Source organism: Sphingopyxis selenitireducens, assembly GCF_051550705.1.
Lineage (GTDB): Bacteria > Pseudomonadota > Alphaproteobacteria > Sphingomonadales > Sphingomonadaceae > Sphingopyxis.
The window spans coordinates 19,046-43,090 of sequence record NZ_JBPULG010000008.1 but is presented as its reverse complement, the minus strand read 5'-3'; the positions used below and the strand labels follow the sequence as shown (position 1 = coordinate 43,090).

32 protein-coding genes are annotated in these 24,045 nt (G+C 59.7%); 21 read left to right on the top strand and 11 right to left on the bottom strand.

Features of this window, described 5'->3' with window-relative positions; genetic code table 11:
* Positions 1–25 precede the first annotated feature (25 nt).
* Positions 26–298 carry a Thoeris anti-defense Tad2 family protein gene (locus ACSYDV_RS22180; RefSeq protein ID WP_438326255.1) on the top strand — a complete coding sequence of 91 codons (273 nt, stop codon included), beginning with the start codon at positions 26–28 and terminating at the stop codon, positions 296–298.
* On the opposite strand, the gene ACSYDV_RS22175 is transcribed toward ACSYDV_RS22180, so the two are convergent.
* The 9 genes from ACSYDV_RS22175 to ACSYDV_RS22135 all read right to left on the bottom strand — a co-directional run bounded on the left by ACSYDV_RS22175 (position 273) and on the right by ACSYDV_RS22135 (position 5,925).
* Positions 273–815 carry a hypothetical protein gene (locus ACSYDV_RS22175; protein WP_438326254.1) on the bottom strand — a complete coding sequence of 181 codons (543 nt, stop codon included), beginning with the start codon at positions 813–815 and terminating at the stop codon, positions 273–275. The two genes, ACSYDV_RS22180 and ACSYDV_RS22175, sit on opposite strands and share 26 nt — an antisense overlap.
* Before the next feature lie 17 nt (positions 816–832).
* Positions 833–2,170: a DUF1173 domain-containing protein gene (locus ACSYDV_RS22170; RefSeq protein WP_438326253.1), complete on the bottom strand. Its 1,338-nt coding sequence runs from the start codon at positions 2,168–2,170 to the stop codon at positions 833–835.
* A complete protein-coding gene (locus ACSYDV_RS22165) occupies positions 2,065–2,565 on the bottom strand; it encodes a hypothetical protein (protein ID WP_438326252.1) in 501 nt (166 codons plus the stop codon). Before ACSYDV_RS22165 ends, ACSYDV_RS22170 begins: the two co-directional genes overlap by 106 nt.
* 121 nt (positions 2,566–2,686) lie before the next feature.
* Positions 2,687–3,250, bottom strand: a complete 564-nt coding sequence (locus ACSYDV_RS22160) for a recombinase family protein (protein WP_438326251.1) — start codon at positions 3,248–3,250, stop codon at positions 2,687–2,689.
* Positions 3,247–3,612, bottom strand: a complete 366-nt coding sequence (locus tag ACSYDV_RS22155) for a hypothetical protein (RefSeq protein ID WP_438326250.1) — start codon at positions 3,610–3,612, stop codon at positions 3,247–3,249. Before ACSYDV_RS22155 ends, ACSYDV_RS22160 begins: the two co-directional genes overlap by 4 nt.
* A gap of 282 nt (positions 3,613–3,894) precedes the next feature.
* Positions 3,895–4,194: a sigma factor-like helix-turn-helix DNA-binding protein gene (locus ACSYDV_RS22150; RefSeq protein WP_438326249.1), complete on the bottom strand. Its 300-nt coding sequence runs from the start codon at positions 4,192–4,194 to the stop codon at positions 3,895–3,897.
* Positions 4,191–4,700 (bottom strand): hypothetical protein, encoded by a 510-nt coding sequence (locus ACSYDV_RS22145; RefSeq protein WP_438326248.1) that lies wholly within the window; start codon positions 4,698–4,700, stop codon positions 4,191–4,193. Before ACSYDV_RS22145 ends, ACSYDV_RS22150 begins: the two co-directional genes overlap by 4 nt.
* Before the next feature lie 137 nt (positions 4,701–4,837).
* Positions 4,838–5,125 carry a sigma factor-like helix-turn-helix DNA-binding protein gene (locus tag ACSYDV_RS22140; RefSeq protein WP_438326247.1) on the bottom strand — a complete coding sequence of 96 codons (288 nt, stop codon included), beginning with the start codon at positions 5,123–5,125 and terminating at the stop codon, positions 4,838–4,840.
* The gene (locus ACSYDV_RS22135; RefSeq protein ID WP_438326246.1) at positions 5,122–5,925 is read right to left on the bottom strand and encodes a hypothetical protein; all 804 of its coding nucleotides are present in this window, start codon (positions 5,923–5,925) and stop codon (positions 5,122–5,124) included. The genes ACSYDV_RS22140 and ACSYDV_RS22135 overlap by 4 nt, the downstream gene beginning before the upstream one ends.
* Before the next feature lie 647 nt (positions 5,926–6,572).
* Between ACSYDV_RS22135 and ACSYDV_RS22130 the strand changes: the two genes are divergently transcribed.
* The 10 genes from ACSYDV_RS22130 to ACSYDV_RS22085 all read left to right on the top strand — a co-directional run bounded on the left by ACSYDV_RS22130 (position 6,573) and on the right by ACSYDV_RS22085 (position 12,275).
* Complete coding sequence (locus ACSYDV_RS22130) at positions 6,573–7,067, top strand: DUF736 domain-containing protein (protein WP_438326245.1); 495 nt, start codon at positions 6,573–6,575, stop codon at positions 7,065–7,067.
* Between the two features lie 113 nt (positions 7,068–7,180).
* Positions 7,181–8,149 carry an SLOG family protein gene (locus ACSYDV_RS22125; protein WP_438326244.1) on the top strand — a complete coding sequence of 323 codons (969 nt, stop codon included), beginning with the start codon at positions 7,181–7,183 and terminating at the stop codon, positions 8,147–8,149.
* 26 nt (positions 8,150–8,175) lie between these two features.
* On the top strand, positions 8,176–8,769 hold the full coding sequence (locus ACSYDV_RS22120; RefSeq protein ID WP_438326243.1) for a hypothetical protein: 594 nt from the start codon (positions 8,176–8,178) through the stop codon (positions 8,767–8,769).
* Positions 8,766–9,380: a hypothetical protein gene (locus ACSYDV_RS22115; protein ID WP_438326242.1), complete on the top strand. Its 615-nt coding sequence runs from the start codon at positions 8,766–8,768 to the stop codon at positions 9,378–9,380. The genes ACSYDV_RS22120 and ACSYDV_RS22115 overlap by 4 nt, the downstream gene beginning before the upstream one ends.
* A gap of 98 nt (positions 9,381–9,478) precedes the next feature.
* Positions 9,479–9,739, top strand: coding sequence for a hypothetical protein (locus ACSYDV_RS22110; RefSeq protein ID WP_438326241.1), 261 nt, complete (start codon positions 9,479–9,481; stop codon positions 9,737–9,739).
* Positions 9,740–9,896: 157 nt separating this feature from the next.
* A complete protein-coding gene (locus ACSYDV_RS22105; protein WP_438326295.1) occupies positions 9,897–10,208 on the top strand; it encodes a type II toxin-antitoxin system Phd/YefM family antitoxin in 312 nt (103 codons plus the stop codon).
* On the top strand, positions 10,135–10,602 hold the full coding sequence (locus ACSYDV_RS22100) for a type II toxin-antitoxin system PemK/MazF family toxin (RefSeq protein WP_438326240.1): 468 nt from the start codon (positions 10,135–10,137) through the stop codon (positions 10,600–10,602). Before ACSYDV_RS22105 ends, ACSYDV_RS22100 begins: the two co-directional genes overlap by 74 nt.
* A gap of 439 nt (positions 10,603–11,041) precedes the next feature.
* The gene (locus ACSYDV_RS22095; protein WP_438326239.1) at positions 11,042–11,401 is read left to right on the top strand and encodes a single-stranded DNA-binding protein; all 360 of its coding nucleotides are present in this window, start codon (positions 11,042–11,044) and stop codon (positions 11,399–11,401) included.
* A gap of 52 nt (positions 11,402–11,453) precedes the next feature.
* A complete protein-coding gene (locus tag ACSYDV_RS22090) occupies positions 11,454–11,594 on the top strand; it encodes a hypothetical protein (protein ID WP_438326238.1) in 141 nt (46 codons plus the stop codon).
* A 450-nt stretch (positions 11,595–12,044) separates the two neighbouring features.
* On the top strand, positions 12,045–12,275 hold the full coding sequence (locus ACSYDV_RS22085) for a hypothetical protein (protein WP_438326237.1): 231 nt from the start codon (positions 12,045–12,047) through the stop codon (positions 12,273–12,275).
* A gap of 221 nt (positions 12,276–12,496) precedes the next feature.
* On the opposite strand, the gene ACSYDV_RS22080 is transcribed toward ACSYDV_RS22085, so the two are convergent.
* Positions 12,497–12,757 carry a hypothetical protein gene (locus ACSYDV_RS22080; RefSeq protein ID WP_438326236.1) on the bottom strand — a complete coding sequence of 87 codons (261 nt, stop codon included), beginning with the start codon at positions 12,755–12,757 and terminating at the stop codon, positions 12,497–12,499.
* Entirely contained in the window at positions 12,735–13,169 is a 435-nt protein-coding gene (locus ACSYDV_RS22075; protein WP_438326235.1) for a hypothetical protein, read from the bottom strand. Before ACSYDV_RS22075 ends, ACSYDV_RS22080 begins: the two co-directional genes overlap by 23 nt.
* Before the next feature lie 422 nt (positions 13,170–13,591).
* On the opposite strand from ACSYDV_RS22075, the gene ACSYDV_RS22070 reads away from it, so the two are divergent.
* The 10 genes from ACSYDV_RS22070 to ACSYDV_RS22025 all read left to right on the top strand — a co-directional run bounded on the left by ACSYDV_RS22070 (position 13,592) and on the right by ACSYDV_RS22025 (position 24,011).
* Positions 13,592–13,876, top strand: a complete 285-nt coding sequence (locus ACSYDV_RS22070; protein ID WP_438326234.1) for a ribbon-helix-helix domain-containing protein — start codon at positions 13,592–13,594, stop codon at positions 13,874–13,876.
* Positions 13,866–16,256 (top strand): type IV secretion system DNA-binding domain-containing protein, encoded by a 2,391-nt coding sequence (locus tag ACSYDV_RS22065; protein ID WP_438326233.1) that lies wholly within the window; start codon positions 13,866–13,868, stop codon positions 16,254–16,256. The genes ACSYDV_RS22070 and ACSYDV_RS22065 overlap by 11 nt, the downstream gene beginning before the upstream one ends.
* Before the next feature lie 253 nt (positions 16,257–16,509).
* Positions 16,510–17,196, top strand: coding sequence for a hypothetical protein (locus ACSYDV_RS22060; protein ID WP_438326232.1), 687 nt, complete (start codon positions 16,510–16,512; stop codon positions 17,194–17,196).
* A complete protein-coding gene (gene mobF / locus ACSYDV_RS22055; protein WP_438326231.1) occupies positions 17,193–20,441 on the top strand; it encodes a MobF family relaxase in 3,249 nt (1,082 codons plus the stop codon). The genes ACSYDV_RS22060 and mobF overlap by 4 nt, the downstream gene beginning before the upstream one ends.
* 32 nt (positions 20,442–20,473) lie before the next feature.
* A complete protein-coding gene (locus tag ACSYDV_RS22050) occupies positions 20,474–20,830 on the top strand; it encodes a hypothetical protein (protein ID WP_438326230.1) in 357 nt (118 codons plus the stop codon).
* Positions 20,824–21,288: a thermonuclease family protein gene (locus ACSYDV_RS22045; protein ID WP_438326229.1), complete on the top strand. Its 465-nt coding sequence runs from the start codon at positions 20,824–20,826 to the stop codon at positions 21,286–21,288. Before ACSYDV_RS22050 ends, ACSYDV_RS22045 begins: the two co-directional genes overlap by 7 nt.
* 25 nt (positions 21,289–21,313) lie before the next feature.
* Entirely contained in the window at positions 21,314–22,036 is a 723-nt protein-coding gene (locus tag ACSYDV_RS22040) for a hypothetical protein (RefSeq protein WP_438326228.1), read from the top strand.
* Between the two features lie 247 nt (positions 22,037–22,283).
* Positions 22,284–22,718: a hypothetical protein gene (locus ACSYDV_RS22035; protein WP_438326227.1), complete on the top strand. Its 435-nt coding sequence runs from the start codon at positions 22,284–22,286 to the stop codon at positions 22,716–22,718.
* A 292-nt stretch (positions 22,719–23,010) separates the two neighbouring features.
* Complete coding sequence (locus ACSYDV_RS22030; RefSeq protein WP_438326226.1) at positions 23,011–23,586, top strand: hypothetical protein; 576 nt, start codon at positions 23,011–23,013, stop codon at positions 23,584–23,586.
* A 161-nt stretch (positions 23,587–23,747) separates the two neighbouring features.
* Positions 23,748–24,011 carry a hypothetical protein gene (locus tag ACSYDV_RS22025; protein ID WP_438326225.1) on the top strand — a complete coding sequence of 88 codons (264 nt, stop codon included), beginning with the start codon at positions 23,748–23,750 and terminating at the stop codon, positions 24,009–24,011.
* Positions 24,012–24,045 lie beyond the last annotated feature (34 nt).

Sequence of the window (24,045 nt, the reverse complement as noted above, 5' to 3'; positions counted from 1 at the left end):
CGGGGGCGCAATTGGGGAGCAGAACATGGACTTCCGTGAAGCACTCGACGAAATCGAGAATGGCGCCCGAGTTCGACGCGAAGGCTGGCATAAAGGCCGCCGGTGGATTGCACGCCAAGAGAAGGACGGGTTTGCCGAATATGTGATGGCACACGTCCAGGACGATCAGACGATCGAATGGCCGCTCGCGATGGGACGAGCGGATTGGTGCGCCACCGACTGGATCATTGTAAATGATAGCAGCGCTGACAGCCTTGCGCCGCCGGCAGTCGCTACACCAGAATCCCCTGCTTCTTAAGAAACACCGTAAAAGGCTCCGGGAGCTTGCCGTCGCTACGCGCCATCAAATAGGCAGTCATGGCATGAGCTAACGCGCCCTCCGGATCAAAATCGCCTTCGTCCATGGTTGCCAGTGGATCTTGGTCTGCGTGCTTCAGGAAATTATACGGCTTGAAGATATAGTCGAGATAAGCCCGGACCTCCTTTTTCGGCGTAACGATTACGATATCCGCCGTGGACTTTACCACTCCCGCTTCGATCCCCCGCACGACGGAATCAACGATCTCGTCAACAGACTCGGCCTCTGGCATCCCAGTCGGCAGTCCCTGAAGCTTCGCTTGAGCCGCTCGAAGCACACTGTCCTTCAACAACTGGGCGACATAGTCGTCTCCGCCCGTTCCCACCAATTCACGCAGCAGGCTCAGCGCCGACGATGCGACGACATGAATTGCGAGCGGATCGTCTTTCCGATCGATCATCTCGATCGCATTTTGAATCAACCGCTCCGCGGCCGTCATCTTGTCAACGATTGCCATTGTGTCCCCTCGATCGCTCAATGAGCCGTCGACGTGCCCCCGACGACAATGGATTGTGCGGCACCCTGCGCGGCCTGAAGGCGATCGCCGGGCCGCCATGTCATATGCTGGACGCCTTGCGTCTTCATCAGCTGCGCCAAGGCTTCATCATAGCGCGGCTCGGGAAGATTATGCGCGAGATACACCGCGGTCGCCTCAGTGCCGGTGTCGGTCAGCGTCAAGCTCGCGATCGGCATCTCGAGGCCGAGATTGACGCGCATCCCCTTCACGAAATGTCGCAGGTCTTCCACCGCGTGCGTGACCAGCGAACGCTCTTCCAGTCCTTCATATGGAAGCCACTCGCGCGTCACCGGCATCACCGACATCTCGAAGATTTGTGCGAGCCCCGAGGCTCCCATGGCAAAACTCGCCGCGATCATAAGATGACCATCCCGGTCATCCGAGCGCCACAACTCCTCTTCGGCCGCAAACCGCTTGTGAAAACGGCGCGCCATGTCCGCATCCATCAGGAACGGGAAATTCGGCAGATGTTTGATCAGGATTTTTTCGCCGAAGCGCGCAGTCTCGATTGAACGGACCTCGCCAATCAGCAGCATGATGTGGTCCGGCGTCGACCTAGCCAAAGCAAGCTCGGCATGTTGACGGCCGACTATCCCATCCTTGTCATCGAGCCGGAATGTCTCCGGGATGAAAAGCCGCGGCGCCAACGAATCTCCGCGCACCTTGCAGCCGAGCGCCGCGTTGAGCAGCTGTCGGCGCACTATGTACCAGTTCCGCTTTCCCGCCATGCGCGGATGCCAATGGGTGAGCTGCGCCCGATCCCATAGGAAATGCAGCAGACCGCGCATGGTGAGGCGCTGCCCCGTCGCTTTCACGTCGGGCTTGTCGTTCGTAAACGACGCCGGCGCCGCGCGCGCGGGCCCCTTCGACAGCGGAAACCCGAATTTCAGCGTGGTCACGCCATTGTCGATATCGTCGACGATCGCGCTGCCGAGGACCTGGCCAAGCCCGGTCAAATGATCCGGTGCCTCATAATGATCGCAATTCGGCGCATGTCGCGGGCCCGTCCCGGGCCACCGTGACAAGACATGGCCGCCGTGGCGATGCGCGATATACAGATCGAGCTCGATATCGCGCCGGCACAGACAGCGGACAGCCTGCTTCAACGTATAGGCCCGCGCCACCATCTCATCGAAACCATGCTCGCCTGCGGCAATCTCCCGGTCGATCACATAGTAGCGCTGCATCGTCAGTCCTCCTGAAGCAACTTCGCCGGCAGAAACGGCGCCCAATGCTCCCCGAGCTCGAAGCGTGCGTCGAACTTCGCGCGCGGGCCTTCCGGGCTCGACGTCCAATAGGGATTGTCCGACTTCGACGGCACCAGCCCGCGGCGGCTCGCTTCGACCCACAAACTGGCGCGCGCCGCCATCAGCTTCTCCAGCTCGCTGAAGCAGGTCGCCACAGCCAGCGGATCGCGACCTGCGACCGAGTACCAAAGGCAACGCTGATAGTCGTCCCCGTCACGTTCGAGGATCTCGGCAAGCCTGCGCTTGCCATCGTCCTCGCCGCGAACGATCCGGTTAACGGCCTCGCAAAGCTCCAGGACAGCGCGGAAACCGGCGATCGCATCGATGCCGATGCTCGCGCCGGCAAGCGCGCGCGCCTCCCATGTCTGGCTATCATCGTCGCGAACGTCGTAAAGCGCCCCGTCGATGTCGATACCTTCAAGCCACTGATCAGTGAAACCCATGAAACACTCCTCTAATAAGAGTCGAACATAAATCGAACATCGGCAATTTTTCAAGAGTCTGCATGAAGATTTACATGAAATATTTGGACGCAAATTTCATAGCGATTGTCAATCTGGGCCATCACGATGCTTCCGCCTTCAGCCGCTTGTGAACAGCCTGTCGGCTAACACCCAACAACTTTGCGGCACCGGCAATGGAAAGCGGCGGTTCCGCGGTCATCAGCCTTCGAGCCGTCGACCATTGTTCATCGCTGATTGTCGGCGGGCGACCTCGCTGCCTTGTCGCGCCAGCGGGCGCAGCAAGTGCAGCGATGTTCCGTTCGGCCATCACATCCCGTTCGAACCGAACGAATGCGTCCACCATATTGAAAAACATCTGCCCCGTCGGCCTGACTGTCTCGATCTCCTCGCTCAACGAACGGAATGCGAGCTGGCGACGACCAAACAGCTGCAGCTCGATCATGAGCGTGCTCAACGACCGCGAAAGGCGATCGAGCCGCCAGACGATGATTTCATCGCCGGCGTTCGCCGACCGGACCATCTCATCATAGGCAGGCTTGATGACCGCGGCCCCTGACACACCGTCGTCCTGATAAATGCGATCGACGCCAGCAGTGCGCAGCGCATCGATTTGCAATGCAAGCGTTGACTCTTCTGTGCTGATGCGGGCGTATCCCAGCTTCACACGACTTCTTCGCGTTGCATTGCTTCGATGCGCCCGGTCAGGATATCGCGAGCGCGTGTCAAATCCTCTTGTGAGAATGCCTTCGCTGCGACGGCATTCGTGGCAAAGCCTTTCTGAAAATCGACGCAATCCAGTCCGACACTCATCCACAACCGGATTTCGGACTCCTCACCGTGCGAGCGGCGAAACTCGATCGTAGACTGGGCGAACAAGTCGCCAACGGATGCCCAAAGGCTGTTGTGGATATTCTCCCGAAGATCGCGGCATTCGCGAGGGGTCATCTTTGCGGGAATAAGATCCATAACCGTATCGATCATTGCATCCCATTCGAACTCGCTGCCTGCGTCGTTTTCATCAGACATTTCAGCCAACTCCTGTCATGCTCGCCTGCGACGACAATATCAAAACCGGAGTGGGCGTCAACTTAATAGAGTTTCAATTGAATAAGTTGACGCGCCTCCCGCGGCGTCAATGGTCATAGGCGACAGCAAGCGGCCCAGTCCGGCTATCCGATCCCAGTCGCAACCGAGCCCGATATGATTGAGACACCACCCATCCTCCAACCACTGGTCAAACAAATGGGCCGTGACGCAGAGCGGGCTGACGATTCCGGCATGACAGAGGAACGGCCAGATCGTGCGAATTTAGCCGGGAGTTTCTCGAAACTCGTCGCATATGAGGGTCATCGAATAGATTGCGTCACCGATGCACAGCTCAACAGTTCGGGTATCTACGCCCGCACGCGTCGCGATCTCGGCATAGGATAGGTCGTCGACACAATGCAGAAGGAAGGCCGAACGCGCGAGCGGCCAAACGAGTTGATTGGCGAGTCTTAATTGGTCCCCGATCTCCGCGTCGGGGCCGAGTTTTCTCGCATATTGGGGATAGCGCTTCAAACGCACGTGCAGCCAATAGGCGCGCGCGATGCGGTGGTGCCACCTCATTGCAGCGCCGCCTTTGCCTCGGCGCCAGCCAGATGCGATAGCACCGCCGCCAACAAACGCGACACCGTAAATCGGACCTCGTCGGCGTCGATCGTCCCGAGCTCGCGCGAGTCGACGGCCACCGGCGGTCGCCAACGTCCGTATGGAGACAGCAACGGCATCAGCCGAGCAAAAATCTCGGAGTGAAACTGCAAGCCGCCGGCATTTGCCAAGAAGAATGCTTTGCTCACGTTTTGCCCGACATTGCGGCGACAGTCATCGTCAGACCATCCGGTCGACACAAGGCACGCCGTCAAGGCCAGCTGCGACACAATGCCCACTTGATACAGGAAATCAGCGGGACGCGCGAAATTTGCTGTCGGGAAGAACTCTCGCGCGTTTTGCAGACGCCACATTGCCTCCTCTCTCGCTTCGCTGTCGCGACTTCCTCCCAGGGTGAACGGGGCGCGCGCACTGACGATCCCCGAGCCAAGCAACAATCCGCTTACGAGCGTTCGACGTTCCATTCCGCATCCTCCATGATTTGCGCTGCACGCGCGCATGGAGAAGTTCAGGTCAGTCCAGGCGAAATCACCCCCTGAAAATCTCATACTCGAATAAATGGGGGGTAACATCTCCGCAGTTACCCTTCGGATCGAGCCGTTCACTCAAACTCCTGCCGAACCATTCTGACCGACCAAAGCGCGTCGGCCACACATCGTTCGACGGTCGCAACGTCGACGTCGACCGCGATCGCGATCACTCCATAGGGAAGCTCATCGACGCGGTGCATCAGAAACACACGCCGAGCGAAGGGCCATAATAGATCCATCGCCAGATCGAGTTGATCGAGGATCGGCGGGTCCGAACCGAGCTGGCGAGCATAATGGGGATAGCGCTTCGCGCGGATCCAGCGCCAATAGGCTCGCGACAAACGATGATGCCATTTCATCGCGCGCGCGCCTCGATGCGTCCGCCGGCGAGCCGGCGCCGCACGACATTAAGCAATTCTTCCAACGTCGCCGACACGCGAAGCGGGTCGATCGTTCCGATTGTCGGCAGATCGGCAGCAAACGGACCTCGCCATTGCCCATATGGAGAGAGCAATTGCGCCAGTTGAACCATGTCGAACTGACGATGATTCAATCCGGCAAGGTTCGCGATCGCCAGTCCCTTGTCGACAAACAGACCGATCCGCTGCCTGCACCAGTCATCCGATGCGCCGCGCTCGAGCAGATAGGCTCCAATCCCGAGCTGCGCCACGATCCCCGCCTGGTAGAGGAGATCGCGTGGATCTCGATAGAGCCCCGCGGCTAAACCACGGTAGAACTCCTCAGCTCGCTCGAAGCGATCGGCGCCGCGGCCCTGCAGGGCGTGCCCCCAATCGCTCACGTTATCGTCGATCGGCAATATGCCGGTCAGCAAAAGTCCACCGCCGGCGCGCACAAGGCCCCGGCGTGACAAGCTCGTTGTCACGATCATAGTCTTTATCCTGCTGTTGTTTGGCCGCCGCTGGCATGGGCCTCGAACGACCGAGGCGGATAAAATCAGATTTTGCGCGGGCGCGATATACCAAGAAAGGGGGGTGGTGTGCCACACAGGCAACACGGCTTCGCCGACGCCTCGCTGACGCGGAAATGTCGGAAATCCGGCGAAAACGGTCTGATTCGATGCGGCGGAGCTGATTGGTCGTGATTTTTGGAATGGTGCCAGATTGAGGGGGCCACCGCCCAGCACCTTGCTGGTCGGCAACCTGCTCTATTCGCTAAGGCCCCGATCTTCGATCGCGGCCCAAGCTCACCGAGCCCCTTTGGGTCTCGGCCCTGCGGGTGACGATCAGGGGCAAAGCGATATGGTCGATCGCCGACCGGCGACCGCCGTCATTCTCTTCGGCCGCGCCACGCTGTTCGCGTGTCGCGGCGCCGGTGTGCGCGCATACCTTTCCCTCTCCCTTCTACGCCGCCTTTCAGGCTCCCGGCGTCGCATCCGGCGGCACGCGGGGACGCGCCCTACGGGCGCTCAAGCAGAAAACCGGCCCTTCGGGCCTACGGTTTCCACCGCTACGCGGCGGAGCCTCCGTTTTTCAGCTTGCCCCGCGCTATCCCCCGTCTGCTTCTTGGGGCCTGCGACGGCGGCTCCGAAGGGGATGGAAAGGTGGGGCAGGGCATCGCTTCCCCCGACCATGATGGATCCGGTCCTGGTCGGACCGGGCTTCTTTGTCGGCCGCGCTACCGCACGGCATTTTGATGCTCCGGCTCACCAAAGAGGATCGGAATTTCGTCAAGAAAACAATGCGATAGACCAGATTTGACACGACCGCTATTAAGTAAGGGTCAAGACGGAAACGCCGGTTTGACAATAACTAAGCGGGCATTGCCCTAATATCTGGAGTGAAAGTCATGGCGAATATTGGTTACATCAACAAAACCGACGAAGGTGGCTTGGTCGGCAAGATCGATACGTTGGCCTTTTCGGCTACCATCGGTTTGCGCCGCTTCATGAGCGACAATCCCAAAGCACCGAAGTACGACGTTATGGCGCTGACCCCCACCCGCACTTGGGTGAAAATCGGCGCGCTGTTCGAGCAGTCGATCCGGTCGAGCGGTGAAAGCTTCTATCAGGGCCGCATCGACGATCCGAGCATGAGCCGCCCGATGGATATTGCGCTCTTCGCCAAGGAAGAAGGCGGATACGACATTGCTTGGACCCGCCGCCGCGCGCGGCAGGACGCCCCCGACAGCGGCGAACCGGCAGTGCCCCCGATGGACGACGCCGCACCCGAAGCACCGAGCGGCGGCCTTGGTGACAGCACCGCACCCGACGCGCCCCAGGGCGGCAAGGGCAAGGGCGCAGCAGGGAAGGGGGGTGAAACCGCCGACAAGCAGACTGCCTGAACGAAGGAGGCCGGGAGAGGGTCTAGCTCTTCCGGCCTCTCACGGCTGAACATTGGTCAATGTCCGCTTCGATGCTTATCCATTTTCCGAAGCGGCGAACAGGAATTTTCAACATGGCCCGCTTTGATAGCTTCACCGATCTTGCCGAACATTACGCCAGCCTCACCAGCGCCGATGCCTTCGCGGGCGCATTCACCAGCGAAATTACCGCCAGCCAGCTTTCCATCCACGACGAACCGACCGCCGACGATTTACCCGACGCCGACGCGGCGCGGATCGTTGCCGCGCACGTCACCGGCGAGATTTTCAACCTCTTTGCCGACACCCGCCTTGCTGCCATTGCGCCGCGCATCGCATGGGGGATCGTCAACAGCTTCCACAAGGTCGCACAGCAACTTTCCCGGCAGGAGGACGACGCCGCGCGCGAGCTGGGCGAGCTGGCCCGCATTATGGACCCTTCAGAAATTCACGCGGTGAAGGTCGAAGAAGCGCAGCGCCTTTGCCAGTCGTTACACGAAGCCATCGCGGCGATCGAGGCGATGCGCGACCATGCCGCCGAAGTCTATCGCGTCGAAAACGGCCACCCATGGTCGGCCACCACGGGAAGCCGGACAAGCCGCGCCTTGACCGCCTCGCAGATCGATGCCCGCGACTTCCTTGCAGCCCGCGCCGCCGAGAAGCGCGAGGCCCATGCCCCGAGCGGCCCCGTGGTCGTCTTGTCGGGCGGACAGGATTGGACCGAGCATCAAGCAATCTGGGATCGTCTCGACGTGATCAAGAGCCGCATTCCTGCCATGACGCTTGTCACCACGGCGCAGCACAAGGGCGCGGATGCAATCGGCGCAGCATGGGCCGCAGCGCGCGGAGTGCCGCTTGTCGCCTTCCGGCTCAATCGCCAGCTTGGCAACCGCGCTGGTTTTGAGCGCAACCGCTCACTGGTCCGGTTGCTTCCCGTTGAAGCCGTCATTTGCGAAGGCAGCGGGCTTCAGATCAATCTCGCGCAGGGCCTTCGCGCCGCTGGCGTTCCGCTCACCATCTTCAAACATGAGGATTTTGCGATCCGCGATCAGGCTTACGCCTGATCGCATTTCGTCGGAGGGATCAGCCCATGAGGTTCACCCCACACCAAGGCATTTATGCCTATGAGCGGACCAACCGGAAATTGAAGGCGGCAGAGCGCCGCCTTCGTCTCGACAGGGAAAAATTCCCGCTCTTCGCCGAAGAAATCGGCGAGAGCCAACCGACGCCGGAGGAATTGCTGGATGCGCGGGCGCGATCATTCGTCACCAACCAGCAAGACAACAGGGATCGGGCGGCCCGGAACTGGTGGAAGGCAAGGGCAGAGCTTCGCGCGATTCCGGAACCGGATCGCAGCGCCTTCGTACGCTATTGGAATCGGTGCAAATGCCCCGGCAATGCCACCTATCTTTTGACCTACATGAACATGTTCCGGGATGGCCGCCTGATTGTTCATGAAGGAGAGGTCAAAGCGCGGGCGGATGTAGAATGGGAACGCGACCGTAAGGCGAAGATCGCGGCCATGACCGACGCGGAACTCGACGTGATGATTCAGACGCACATCAGCCCCTTATTCGCCGAATGGGGGCGCGAGGAGCGTAGGCGGCGCGCGACGGGGGAAGAATGTCCGAAACCGGGTCGCGCCCGCACCGCAAAGCGGCGCGGGCGGGGAGGGCGGCGATGACCCATGCGCCCGACCTCGACGCCATGTCGCCCGAAGAATTTGCGGCCCACCTCGACCAGCTTGACCGGGCCGAGAAGCCCCAGACGCCCGAACAGATTTGGCGCGCGGCTTACCGAGAGGAACAGCGGCGCAAACGCATCCTTGGCTATCAGCCCGATCTATTTGGCGGCGATGCCGTCACCCATTTTCGGAGAAACCGTGCCGCGCCGGATTTTGAGCGCCCCCCGATTGAAGACCTCGCCGCCAAACTTGCGCGTATCGAGGGGGACCGGCTCGCGACATTCGGACCTCCCCGAGAAGATCGGGCCGCCTTTCTGAACGACGCGGAGAGGGCGGCGGTTATCAGCGGCGCCGCCAACTGGCTTTATGTCAGCCAGCGCGTTCGCATCATCGACGGACCGGGGCCGGTTGATCCGCAATATGGCCCTTATCGATTTATTGGCCGAGAGGGTGTCGTCTGGCGCCTCTGTTCGTCCGTGTTCGCAGACCATTGCCGCGTCTTTCTCGATCCGGTCGGGGCAGAACGTGCCGAGAAGATCGTCTTTATAGAAATCCGGGACATCGAGCCGCTTGCGTCTTCCGCCAGCTCGCCACCGATGCCGCCCGGATAATCGCACCGCCGCCGGTCCTGACGGCCCGACGGCGGCAAATTTGGACGCATGATGAAATGATCGTGCTAGGATTCGAACCTTGAGCAAGAGGATACCCCATGCCGAAGCCGCAATCCCCCGTTGAAAACCCGCCGAACGATGTGGAGTGCATTGCGCTCGTCAAACCCGGCTCGACGCTCGCGCGACATTGGAACTTCGCGAAGCCGACGTTCGGCATCTACGAATATAATAAGGCTTTCGATAAGCATTCGCTCAGGTTTGGAGATGGCAGCTGGCAGGATTTGATGGTCGCGATGTTTCCCGACGTGATCCTGCTGCAAGATGACGGCACCGATCTGGTTGAACGGTTGTTCGACTGACTGGCGCCGGCAATGGGCCCCGGCGTAGAGGGCCACGCCCTCATGCCAGGGCCCAGCCCGCTAATCGCGGGCAGGGGGTTGATTTCTCACATTCCGTAGATTACGTATAGTGCAGATTCTCAGGTAATGGAATTGACAGGTAGTTGCAAACTTGGCCGTGAAGGCCGGGTGCACTGACCAGGTAACGATCGATGAGGGAATCATGGAGCTACCAATCGAGAAAGTCACTTCCAGCGAAGTGTCGAAGCGCTTCGGCTTCTACTATGATGAGGCCATGACGCACGCGATCGCGGTCGAGCGCAACGGCGCCGCGCGCGTCGTCATGCTGCCAGCGTCCGAGTATGAACGCCTCGCACGCCTCGACCACATCGCTGTCACGCCCGAGGAATTGAGTGATGAAGCCACCCGCAGCCTCCGGACCGCAGAAGCGCGGCCCGAAGCAATCCGCCTCAACGAGCTCATGGACTGAGCCCCAACCCACCGATGTCATCAGCTATGTCTACCTCTGGCGTGCCGAGAAAGAGCGCGGGCTGGAGGATGGACGAAAGACAAGGCCTTGCCTTGTCTTGAGCACCTATAAGGCCCGGGGCCAGCTCAGGGTCATCACCGCACCCATCACGACGAGGAATTACGATTCCGGCTTCACCGTTCCGATCCCGCCCCGGGTGACAGCCCATCTCGGACTGGACGATCGCTCCCGGGTTGTGTGGAACGACCTCAATGAATTTGCATGGGTCGGTCCCGATGTCCGAGGTACAGCGGACGGTAGTCCCTTCATCGGGATCATGCCGGAAGCTCTTTGGCGCCGTGTCATCGACAATGTGATCAAATTCCGGATCGACCCCAGCCACCGCTCGGAATAGCGAACCGAAATGCAGTGCCACGGCCCGGCGCCTCGCATTGGCGGGGGCCGGGAGTGGTACGGCACCGCATAGCTCGATCGCGAACCCACGCCCAACGCTCGTGCGGCAACGGATCGATTCCGGCATCGCCCATCTGTGGTTCGGTTCGTCCGGGGATCCGGCGGAGCGGCGCGTGATCATCATGGGTCGCCATGGTGCGCGAGGCGTCCAATGCGAAAGCCGAGTTGCTGCCCATCTCCTTGGGCCGTCTCGTTGCTGTCTGACGCACGTAGGCAGCTCGCCCGCCTTTTGCGGGACGGGCCTTCGGCCCTCAAGCAGAAAACCGGCGCTGCGCGCCTACGGTTTCCACTACGTGGACCCTCCGTTTTTCAGCTTGCCCGCGGCGAACGGCCGCCTCCTCGAAGTGCGTCAGCAACGACACCACCCAAGGAGATACATCATGCAGAACATCGCTGAATTTCGCATCCTCGGCCGCGTCGGCAAAGTCGACGCCAAAGAGAAAGTCACCCACATCGACATCGCCAGCAACTACCCCCGCAAGGACGGCGACAGCTGGAAGGACGACACGCACTGGAACCGCGTAACCTTCTTCGGCAAGCTGAACGAACGGGCCGCAAAGATCGGCAAGGGCGACCTGGTCCACATCACCGGACGCGTCCGCCAGAACAGCTACGAAGCTGAAGGCACTCGCCACTACACGGTCGATCTCATCGCAGACCGGATGGCCACCATCATCAAGAACGGTGGTGCACCCGCAGATCGTGACGACGACGACCAGGACGACAACGTCCCCTTCTGATCATCCCGGGGGCGGTCTCGGCCGCCCCTTCAGCCTCCACAGGAGACGCATCATGGAACCCGACATCTACGAAGCGTTTAGCTCATTCGCCCACAGCGACGACCAGTTCGAACTCAATTTCGACGACCCCGACGAGCAGCCGATGTTCGAATTCGACGGGAACATTCCAACAGGAACAACCGCCACGCATTGACCTCGACGACCATCATCGAAACTCCCAAGCGAGGGCCAGAGATTTCTGGCCCTTTCGCTTTGCACTTCGAGCGCTTCTGGCGGCCTCGCTCACGGAGGGGCTGTGCCCGCTTGTTCGCATCGCCGACGGTCTGTTCAGGAGCGCCAGTTCTGACGTTTGAGGTTAGCGGCGATCGGCCTCGCTTGTTGCATCGCGTTGCTCGCAACCTGCGCATCGCCAATCGCTTTCCTGCGACATCGCGTTCGACCGTAGGGGTATTCATCTGTTGTTGAAGACCTAGCGTGGAGCCGCGCCACCGTCCCCGTCAAGGATGAGCGGTCCCCCCAATTTTTCCTTCGGAAAAATCGGCACCCCCGCTCCCCGCTTCGCGGCGGCTTCGCCGTCCTTGACCGGAACGGCGTCGCAGCTCCCCCGGAACATCCGTCATCGACAAGATCATGGAGGACAATCATGGAACTCGCAATCACTGCACGCATCGCTCATCTCGAAAGCATGGAACGGTCAATCAGCCGTCAAATCGATCGCACTGAATATTTCGCAGATATGATCGACTGGCACGCCATGACGATCGAAGATTGTCGCCTGATCTCGATGCAGGAAGAGTATCTCGCCGAGACACTGGCGGAAACTGCAATGGAGCTCGACTTCCGTTACGAGCAGATTTGCAGGGCGCCGCACTAAGCGCCCAACGGAACCGCTGCCCGATGGGCGGCGGTTCCTTTAGTCGTCACCAATGTGAGAGCCAGAGCGATCCTGCTCGCTTGCCGCCTGGCTACGCCGGCGGCCCGCGCATCGCAGGTCATCGCTGACAGACAATCTCCAGACAGAAAGACCAATGCACGACCGCCCGATCGCCTCGCTTGTCGCTTGCTTCGCGCGCGAGCTGCGCATCGCCGACGACCTCAAAGCGACCCGAGTTTCTCCGCAACCTTCGTCGCGCCATGTTTCTCAATCGCCTTCGAAATGGCCGTCGCTTCGCTCCGGTCCATCCGGGCGATCTTCACCTTCGCAAGCGCGGCGAGCAAGACGTCACGCCCCGCATCGCGCTCTGCTTCGAGTGCACGGCGTTCCGCTTCTGCTATCTCTGAAAGCTCCGCCTCGAGGGCTACCCGCCTCGCTGTGATAGCTTCCAGATTGCCCTCAATCTTCTTCGCCCTTGGCATAATGTCGTCCCTTCTGATCTATCGTACCTGAAGCCATAGCTATCATGACGCGGGTGAAATTCCAGTACGATATAGGAACGGTCACAAACTCAACCACAATCCATTCAGCTACCCAGCGATGTACCCGATAGGGTTCCGGCTTGATCGCCCCTGGCGACAAAATGCATTGCGTTTTGGGCGCGCTACGCCAGCGTTTTGGGTTCGCGCTTCGCACTCCCAAAACGCAATGCGTTTTTTCGCGATTGCTCCCACAGGTGTCACAATCGATCAGCATCCGCAGGCACGGATGATCTTCGTGGGGTTCCTTTTCTGGAACCTGATCGGTCTCGTTCCACCGAACGATAACGATTAGATCGCCGGGACCATTTGGCCCGGCACTCTTGCCAATGTCAGTCGATGCAATTCGCATCATACTGCCGTCCTATTGGAAGCCCGGCAGGGACACAAAGTGCCCCGGCCTTGGCAAGCTGACGGGCTATGCCCGAATTCCAGCTCGAATAGCAGAATGAGAAAACCACTTCGGGTATATCTCATTCTGAGATGCACACGGTATGCGGTAAACCGCAAAGCCGTTGCCCTGCAACTGACTGAAAAAGCACGCGAAAAGCGGGGTGCAAATTGCACCATAAAGGGTGCAATTTGAACCCGCCAAAGGGTGCATTTCGCACCCCGGAAAAGGCGCGGATTTCCGCCGAAAACCTGTGCTTGCCGGGGTGCAACTTGCACCATTTCCCGCGCGGAAAGGGGCGCGCCTTGACGATTCTGCCGCGTGCTGGTAACCAGCATTCGCCTTTCGCAAGAACCCACCACCCATCCCTACCGAGGGAGAGTGGTTTGGAATTTCATCGTCGTTCCGTGGCGCTTTCGCCGGAGACCTGGTCGTCTCTGGCCAAGGTCGCGCAGCTTGAGGGCATCACGACATCAGAGTTGGTTCGGCGCGTCCTCAACCGCTTTTTGGTTGACCACGACCGCCCGCAGTTCAACCCGGAGCGCATGGCAATCATCTGCGAATTCACGCAGCTCGTTGCCGACGAATGGGTGAAGAAGCACGCACCCGATCGGCGGGATGAATTCCTTTCGGTTGTCGACCAGCGCATGGATCGCCACCATGTCCGATAAGCCCAATCGCCCGCGTCATCCCCGTGCTTGGTCGAGCCACGGCGAGGCCAATCGGAACAGCGGAAACTTCACCCGCGGCTCCCAGTTAATCGGACATCAGTTCTCAATGTGGTGGCGCGGGGCTCGTGTTCCGCTCTTGGTCTGGATCGGATTGTTGCTCGGCTTTGCGTGGCTCAAGCTGACCCTGATCCTCGACGATTATGAGTTTCAAATGCTCGGAACCAAGGCGCTTGCTGCGTTCTGGAACTTCGTTGGCTTCGACGAGATGAAGCGTGCCAATGTGACGTTGCGCGACGGGAGCATTTACCAGACGTACATGGGTTACGTTCCCTTCATTCCCGACGTTCAGATCGCATGGGCGAAGCTCATGAACGCATTTTGGGGCAGCCTGATCTTCTCCAGCATTGGGGCGGGCGCGTTCGCATGGTGGTTCATCCCATGGGCGCGCGAACGGGGTGTATCGATCCTTGCCGATCACCATGAACGCGGGGTCGAAATCGTCGACTATGACGTTCTGAAGATGATGCTCGATCGGCATAACCTAGATCGCGTTCGGGAACGCGCCAAGGAAGCGTTCCCGGATTTGACGCTCGCACAGGTCGAAGCGCTTCCCCTCGCGCAGAGGAAAGCGGCAGGCGTTATCTTGCCATACACGATTGCTACGTTGCCCTTTCCATATGGGTTCGAACAGAGCCACGTCATGCTCACCGGTACAACCGGTACGGGCAAAACGACACTCATACGACAGGTCGTAGCGCAGGCGATCGAGCGCGGCGATCGGTGCGTCCTCTTCGACCTGACCGGGCACTATATGGAAGCCTTCTATAATCCGGAACGCGACTTCGTTTTGAACCTCAACGATGCGCGCTGTGAGTCCTGGTCGTTGTTCAATGACTGTCACTCACGAAGCGAGCTCGTGACCGCCGCCACCGCCCTCATTCCCGCTGACCATGGCTCAGATGGCGGCTTCTGGGAGAAGGCTGCGCGAACCCTGTTCGTTGAGATGTGCGACAATTTGAGGAAGAGTGGACGCGGCACGAACAAGCATCTGTGCGACCAGCTTATGCAGGCGAGCCTCAAGAAGATCTACGCTGAGCTGATGGGTACGGTGGCCGAGCCGCTGGTCTCGCCAGACGCAGCGAAGATGGCGCAGTCGATCCGTGCGGTGCTCAATGCTAACGCCGAGTCCATCCGTTTCTTGCCCGATGGCGGCGAACCCTTTTCGATCAAAGACTGGATCAAGCGGGACAATGGGGAGGCATCGATCCTTTTCATAACCGCCCAATACGCGCACCTCGATATGTCGCGTTCGCTCCTCACATTGTGGATGAACATCGCGATCAACACGATCATGACGCTCAAGCACACTCGGCAGCTTCGTACCTGGTTTATCTTCGACGAACTCGCCGCGCTTCATCAGCTTCCTGCTCTTGAGAGAGGCTTGCAAACGGCGCGCAGCTTCGGCGGAGCTTTCCTTCTTGGCCTCCACAATTTTGCAGGTCTTCGCAACACATACGGCGACGACGGGGCTCAGAACATCATCAGTCTGACGAACACGAACGTCATCCTGCGAGTGAAAGAACGTGAGACGGCGGAAGAGTGTTCACGGCTGATTGGGTTCCGCAAGGTACGCACGATGGACGAGTCCTATAGCTATGGCGCGCATCAGACTCGCGACGCTTCCACCATCTCGCCGACAACCAAGGAAGAGGCGCTGGTGATCGCGGACGACATCACCAGTCTCCCCAATCTCAACGCCTATATTCGTTTCCCTGAAAAGTTTCCGTCGACGTTGGTATCGTTTCCCTATGTTGGGTTTCCGTCCATTGCAGAGGGTTTCATCGAAGCCGACCCGCCACCGGATTTCGCACCCGTCGATGAGGATGAGGACGAAGGTACGGGCGAAGAAGGGGGCGGACAGGATATCGCTGCCGACCGCCCAGAGCCCGGCGTTGAATCCGAGACGGAGCGTCAGGACCGTCGCGAGATTTCCGACCTGCAGGATGGCCGGGCGGTCCGTGCGCGCGACGTGATCGACGTCAGTCGGTCGCAGCTGGAGGCGCGGATAGCAGCACAGGGAGAAACGCAGAAGCCGGCGGGCATCGCGTCACTTGCCAAGCGTTCGATCGACGACGATCCGCCCCGGGGCGTCGCACCTCGCAACACCTCTACTGGTAGCAGCGGTCAGCAGGATGCGCTGGCGAACAAGGAGCAGCTGCGCGGACCGAAGGATCCGACCGAAGAGAAGAGTGGCGAATTGGCGCGCCGTGAATCCCGTATGGATTTCGGCGATACCGATCATCGCCGCGCCGGCGGCGCCGAGCTCGGCGCCGATGGCATGGCGCGCGGCAGCGACGATCTCGGCATGGACATGGATTGACGTGCCGTGAGCTTCAGGCGCCTTCCGTTCAGTCCCCAATGCCCCGGCATGGCCGCTTGGCGGACGAGGGTTGCCGCTGACGCTGCGAAAGGCATTTTGGTCGAACACAACAGGTTCCGGCACGCCCCGCACAAGGATAGGCGGCGCAAGATAGCACTGCTTCAGCCTTATCAATGCGATCGCTGCGGGAAGTGGCACCTTGGCGATCCCGTACCCGGGTGGAAGCAATTGTGATGGCGAAGGGCGTGGGGCGATGATCAGCTTCTTCCATATGGAAGTGCTCGAGCAGATCGAAGCGCGGATCCTTGAGCATCATTCGGCTGGGCGAACGATCCACTGGCTCGGCGGTGGCGCTGACGCGCTCGGACTTTCCGCCCTCGATCGCGACGCCGCGGTGGCTGCCGTGTTCACACCTGCCGTCGAGATCAAGCGGCAAGGTGTTAGGGCTGGCGGAACGATTGCTGGAATGTCTTTGCTGTTCTCGCCGCCGTTCGATCTCGCATATGTTCGTGATAGCAAAAATGCCCGCGCGACACGCGCCGCCCATATTGCCTCCGCGCGGGTTGCACTTCGGCACCTCGAAAGCTGGACAATGGTTCGCGATGTAGCTGGCGCCTCGCTCCGCCCGAGTGGTCTCATTTACGCCCTCTGCGTCGCAGACGATGCCTTCATCCTCGACATGATGGTGCTTGGTTGGGGAGTCGGGCCGGGAATGCGCTGGGGCTTGGTCGATGGCTGGACGCTGGCAGCAAAGCTCGGAACGGCCGAAGACATATATGCCAGCGAGCTCGAAGACAGGCTTGCGAGCCAAGGTCTAAAACTCACCTGGACGGGTCCGTCGCATGCCGATCTGAAACCCATGGCGTGGCGCGAGCGCCGAGCCCGGTGGGCGCTGGCTCAGTACGGCCGCAAGAATTTCTGGCAGGCTGAAGCGTCATGACCGTCTCGATCGGCAAGGTTCATTCGGCAGGCGGCGCAGCGGCCTATTTCGCATCCGACAACTATTACACGGCTGAGCAATCCGAAGCCGCGTCAGCATGGGCGGGAGAAGGCGCAAGCGATCTCGGGCTTTCCGGGACGGTGGACACGGCAACCTTCGAGCGAATTTTGAGCGGAGAATTGCCCGACGGAAAGCAAATAGGCGACGCCGAGACCCGCGACAGCGGTCGTGATTTCACATTCTCAATGCCTAAGTCGGCTTCGCTCCTCGCTCTCGTTTCCGGAGACAAACGGATCCTCGCCGCGCACATGGCTGCGGTCAAACAGACGATGACCTGGGCAGAGAAGAATTTGGCTGAAGCCCGGGTTCATGTCGACGGCAAGGACGTTGCGGTCCGAACCGGAAATCTCGTCTATGCGCTGTTCCCGCACGATACGAGCCGCGCTACGGATCCGCAGAGCCACATCCACGCCGTGATCGCCAATCTGACGAGACTGCCCGAGCGGTTTCGCAATCCCGATCAGGTTGATCAGAAGACAGGCGAAGTCACGAGCGACGACGGGTGGCGCGCGTGGCACAACGGCGCGATGTATAAGGCCAGCGCGGTGCTGAGCTCGATGGCGAACGCCATATTGCGCGAAAAGCTCGAGGGGCTGGGCTACAAGACAGAAGTGACCGGCAAGCACGGCGCTTTCGAGGTTCTCGGCCCCAATGGTGAGCGCATAAATAAAGAGGCCCTCGACGGCTTCTCGAAACGCGGGAACGACATCAAGGCTAAGGCGGAAGAACTCGGTGTGCATAGTCCCGAGGGCCGAAGAGCAATCACGCAGCGCACTCGCGATCCGAAGATGGACGCCGGCGATCGCGGCGAGCTCGCGGAGCGGTGGCGTGCTGAAGCGCGGGACTACCAATATAACGGCGACAAGATCTACGCGATGGCACTCTCCCGATCGCAGGAGCGAAGCTCGCCGATCGAGCGCGGCATATTGGCCGTCAGCACGGCGATCCGCGAAAGCCGGGACCGGCTCATTGATTACTTGCGGAGTCCTGAGGATCCGCTTGTCGATTCCGGTCTCGCGAAGCTCACTCGCACGCCACCGACAGTGCGCGCCCAATATGCAACGGCGAGCGCCATCCGCATTCTCAGCGAGCGCGAAGCGGTTTTCAAGACGGGCGATGTCATCAAGACCGCCGTCGATCTTGGTCTCAAGGGTGTAACTCCCGAGCGCGTCGAGAAGCGAATTGCAGAACTGGTCGAGAAAGGGGAAGTGGTACCAGAAACTTCGCAGCGGCTGGACAAGGCCGTCGACATGATCACCACGCGCGAGGCCATCAACCAGGAACGACGGATCCTGAAGGCAATGGATACGGGGGCCGGCGAAGCGCGGCCCCTCATGACGGCCGATGTCGCGGCCACGCGCCTGGCCGAGCTGGCAGCCCCGCGCGAGCTCAATCATCAGCAGCTCGCCGCCGGGATCCAGATCGTGTCGTCGCCGGATCGCATTGTTCTCGTCCAGGGCCGTGCCGGCGCCGGTAAGTCGACGATGCTGCAGCCAATCGCCAAAGCGGAAGCGATCGACGCCACGGCAAGGATGCTCAGCGCTGAAGGCAAAGATGCGCTCTTGCTGACGGCTGACTTCAAAGGTGACGCAAAAGCCCTCGCATTCCAGAACAAGATGGTCGCTGATCTCAAGAGCGATACCGGTCTCGAGGCGATGACGACGCACGCCTTTATATTTCGGAATGAGAAGTTCCTGAACGGGGAAGGGTCGGCTGAAGCGTTCGCAGCCCGGAAGGCCGAACTCGCGGGCGTCTATCTCATCCTCGACGAAGGTTCGATGATCTCGAACGAGCAAATGGACAAGTTGACCGCGATCGCGAACCTCATGGAAGTCGGCCGTCTCGCCATCATCGGTGACCGGAAGCAGCTTAATCCCATCGACGCTGGGAAGAGCTTTTCGCTGATGCAGGCCCGGGCAATTCAAGACCAACTTCCCGTCAGCGAAGTCAACATCAACATGCGGCAGAAAACCGAGGAGATGCGGCTTGTTGCTGATCTCGCCGACGCCGGAAACGTCCGCGGTGCAATTGCCGTCCTTGGCAATCGCGTGGTCGAATCCGACGATCGTATTGGCGACGCCGCGAATGCGTGGCTCGCACTCTCGGCCGACCAGCGCGAAAAGACCACGTTGCTCCCGTCCAGCCGCGACGGCCGAGCGGAGGCAAACCAGATCATTCAGGACGGGCTGAAGGCGGAAGGGACGCTGCAGGGCGAGGGCAGAGCGTTCAATGTGCGGGAAACCGTCCAGCTCACCCGTGAGGAATATAGATACGCCCGCAATTGGCGGCAGGCACAGTTCCTCGAGGTCGGGAGCCGCGACAATGGACTTGGGCTTGCGAAGGGCGATTATCGAATTGCTCGCATATTCGACAACGGCAAAGTCGATCTCGTCGACATGCGCGGGAAGAAGCATCGCGTCGAGCCCATCAAGATTGACCCCACGGGCAAGCTCAATCGGCTGAAACTCAGCAACGAGAAGCGCATCGAGGTTCATGAGGGCGAACGGATCCGCTGGACCGATAGTGACAAACGGGATGGTCGCGGGATGATCAACGCGACGATCGCCAGCGTTGAAAAGGTGACGGCAGAAGGCATCACGGTGAAACTGGCGAGTGGCGAGGTCCGCGAGTTGCCGAATGGTGACAAGATGCTGAAGCGTATGGATCTCGCCTATGCCATCAACACCCATATGGCCCAGGGCATCACCAACGAGACGGTTTTCTCCGTCATGGGCGCCCGTGAAACGAATCTGTCCAACGCGCGCGCGTTTCTGGTCAACCATACGCGTCAGCAGAATGATGTTCGGCTGTTTACCGACGACAAAGCAAAGCTCGTCACTCAGCTTGAGAACAACAGAGGCGACAAGAGTTCCGCGCTCGAGGCCATTGGCGAGCTCGCCGTCGAGAAGATACTTTCTGGAAAAGGGAAAGACTTTTCCCCAGCGGCGCCCCCCGACCTCGACAAGCCGTCTGGAACCAGCGACCTTGATCGAAAGCTTGACCTAAGCGGGCTGGCGGACCTCGATGTCCGTGGCTCCGAGCCGAAAACAGAAAGCAAGGCGACGGACCTCTCTAGCCCCGACCCCTCGCCAGACAAGGATAGCGGCAAAACTCCGTCGTCGCCGGCGGCGCCAACACCGCGCGAGGAACCCCAGCTCGATAAATCGAAAGGGCTCGAGCTATGATAACCGCGCATCAAAGAGGACGAGGACGCGCCATGCGAGCAATCATATCGAGCGCATTGGCCGCGCCGATCGCGCTCAACCGAAAAATCGCGGCAATGTCATTATCGACAGCACGATTCATTACCCGCACTGGATCCAGCCGCGTCGAATCGGTTTTTTGGGTTGTCGGCGCATCAACGGCGGCGTTTGGCGCTGCGATCATCATCGCATCCAAACTAGGCGACGTCGCCGGCATCCTTACCTTGCAGCGCTGGCGATCGACGGCCGAGGTGATGGAGCTCGGCGGCGATCTGCTCGCCCTTTACTTGGTCGGGCACATATTCCTTGGCCTGGTGAAAGCGGTCCGCGAAGAAATACGTTGGATACGGCGTGGAGGGGACCGGTGGTGAATGCACTTATATTCGGTCACGCCGGCGCAATTCTGCTCATCCTGGCTGGCGGCGAGATGATGACTTCCCCGACGGCCGCCCGTCCGCTCTCGCTTGAGGCCGGGACCTGCAGTGCGATCGACGGTGACACGCTCCGCTGCGGTCGGGAACGTGTACGACTGCTCGGCATAGATGCGGCCGAGAGGTCAGGTCACTGCCGGCAGGGGCGCGTTTGCGCGCCGGGCGATCCAGAGGCGCAGCGCGCAGCGCTTCAGCGCCGAATGCAGACTCGCATCACCATCATGCCCGTCAAACGGGACCGATATGGGCGCATGGTCGCAATCATTCATTCTGCCGCCGGCACCAACCTCAGCTGCGCGATGTTGCAGGCAGGAGCAAGCTATGTCGCCCGCTGGGACGATCGGCAAGCCATCCGGCGCAGCTGCTCGAGCACCGTGCGCCAAGCCAACCACCTTTGAGACCCGAACGATCGAGGAGAATAATATGAGGACGATGACAAAAGCACTAGGCGCTGCCGGCATCGCCGGCGCATTAGCCATGACGCCGATCGCAGCCGTGGCGCAAGACAGCAGCCGGACGACGGAACTTTACCACATCTTCGATTTCAAAACCCCGATGAAGCGCGCGGAGATGATCCGAATCCTTCAGGACGGGATAAACCCGAACATCTCGAAATCGAACACCGTGACGCCGATCGTTATGGGCCCTGCGCCGGAAAAGCCCGGGCGGTTCACACTGGTCAATCCATTCGAGAACAGCCCCTATGCAGGGTTTGTTTCGACTTCCCAGCTATCGACTATCAAGCAGGCGCGCTGCGATGGAGCCGTCTGGATCAGCTCGGCCGTCAGGAAGGTTAGAGGATCTCAGCAGCTGATGATTACGATGTGCCTGTTCCCCTATGTTGAGGGGTATCAGCTGGACGTCTACGCGATCGACATCAAGGAGAAGGGCGGTGGCCTCGATGCTCGACTGGGCAGGGCGCTTGGGCAGGCGATCGTTGGGAACAGCGACAATTGGACGAACAAGACAATCCTCGATGTCGTGCGCTATGTACGGTCGACGGCAGGCGCAACTGTCACTTACGTTGAAGGGCAACCCGAATTTACCGGGACGCCATGGGAAGACGGCATCCAGCTCGCGCCATCCGCGGCCGATAAGAACACCGTCGACACGGCGCCGGCGCCGTCTGCGGCGCAATCTAACTAGACGGAACGTAGCCCCTTAAGCAGGGGCGCGAAAACCGCTTTCAGAATGAACGAAGGCACCTCGTCGCCGGGGTGCGTTAGATGCGTTTTGGCGCGTCAATACCGAGACAAGCGATCTTCACTCCAATTCCGAGCATCGTGCCGCCGACGGCATCTACAGGACGTTAGCGTCTACCGATCCACGGAGATGATGTATTTTTAGCGTTTTGGCACGTAAGTAGGCAGCGAAGTCAAGGGAGGGGTGGCCGATGTTTGGACGGAAGAAGCATGAGGAAAATAGTCCGGAAGACTTGAAGCAACGCATCACGGCACAACATGCCGATTTGTGGGAAGCATTCGAAAACGCCCGCATTTTCCCGCTTCGACAAGCCCTGCTTGGGCAGTTTTCCGAAGTGCTGACACAGCGCGTCATCGAAGGCGGTTGGGAACCAGGGCCGATGCGTGACGCTTACTTGGATTGCGAGCGCGCATGGGTAAGCGAGCTACCGACACTCAAAATGGAATTGCTCGATTTTCGTGATATCGGCGACTGGCTGGACCTTGCCGAGAAGATTGGCATACGCGGTGAAATGCTGGATTGGTTCGACAAGCAATTTGACGGAGCGACGGCTTCTCTGCGCTATGGCGGCGCTCAACGGATCGGTGCCCTAATTTTGACCTTCGATACAAAGACCGGCGAATGAACGATAAGGTTAGGATCGCGCTGATAGCGGCTGCGGCAGCCGTGGGCGTCGCGTGGATCGTCATGCACTACTCGCCCTATCAGACGTGCGTCCGCGCCAAGGCAGCGCGCATTGAGGCAGACGTTGCCGAAATGCGGGAACGATACAAGGCAGTCGAACCAGTCTCTAATCAGGTCGTGCCGGGACTCGAAGACGTGCCATCGGCCTCACCATCTGCGGAAGAGACGGCAGTCGAAGCGAAACGGACAGCGGAGATTATGTGTGCTGGTGGAGAGCCGTGAGAGGGAATGAAATGAAGATCGCATTGGCTATCGTCGCGGCAGTGGTATCGCAGCCAGCGATTGCACAAACCGCTGAACCAAAGTGGCAAGCAAACGAAATCGATGAAGAACGATACGGAATGCACTTCCGCACCGGAACGACACCGAGCGGAAGTCCCTATCGCTACGCCAGCGATGGTAGCGGATATGTGCTGAAGCCTGGTGCGGAATTGACCGGGGAGGGCTGGTCGGTGAAATGCGAGATCGATCCGATCACCGATGCCAACACATGTAGCCTGACCGCTCGCAACCTGTTCCTGTATATGGGCAGCGCAACGACGGTGCAAAGCGTCTGCATTATGGGGCACGACTTTCCGGGGCGACGCGGGGCCATTCGAGTTGACAAAAATGCGCCATTTACAACTTCGGAAGGCGGCTGCGTTTCGTCTCCGGTGTTGTTGAAGCAAATGATGACGGGGACCAAGGCTGCGGTGCGTTCGGTGAAATGGCCGAACGATTATGATGTTGATGCCACCGTAGAGATTGGACCTCTTCAAGAGGCACTATCGTTAGTGCTCTATCTCAAGCGGAACCTTGGTAACTTCTGATCAGTCGTTTTCCTGACTGGTCGCGCTGACCGATACCGTGCCGGGCTTCGCATTGAAGTTTCGGATTAGCCTGCGGATCAGAATCATCCTTCTTCGTGAACATACAGGAACCTTGCTGTTGCCGGGTGTTTCCTGTATGTTCACGCCTGAAGGATTGTGTCATGACTGATCAGTACCAGCCATTCAACGACGATTTCGATCGCCAGTTCATTGACTCGACGCATCCATTGTATGTGTCGCCGGCATCCACTGTGCCCGTTGGCAATAGCTCCATCCGTGGTGATGAATTCGATCCGGCAGCTCAGACCATAATCCAGCAGAGCGGAAGCGCAGAGCTCGGTCCAGTTGGCAAGGCGCTGACTTACTCGTTTTGCGGCCTAATTCTTGCTTACTTTGCGATGGGCCTCTTCTTCGGCGCCCATTAAGAGCAGCCTGTGGCGGAATCGCCACAGGCTGCTT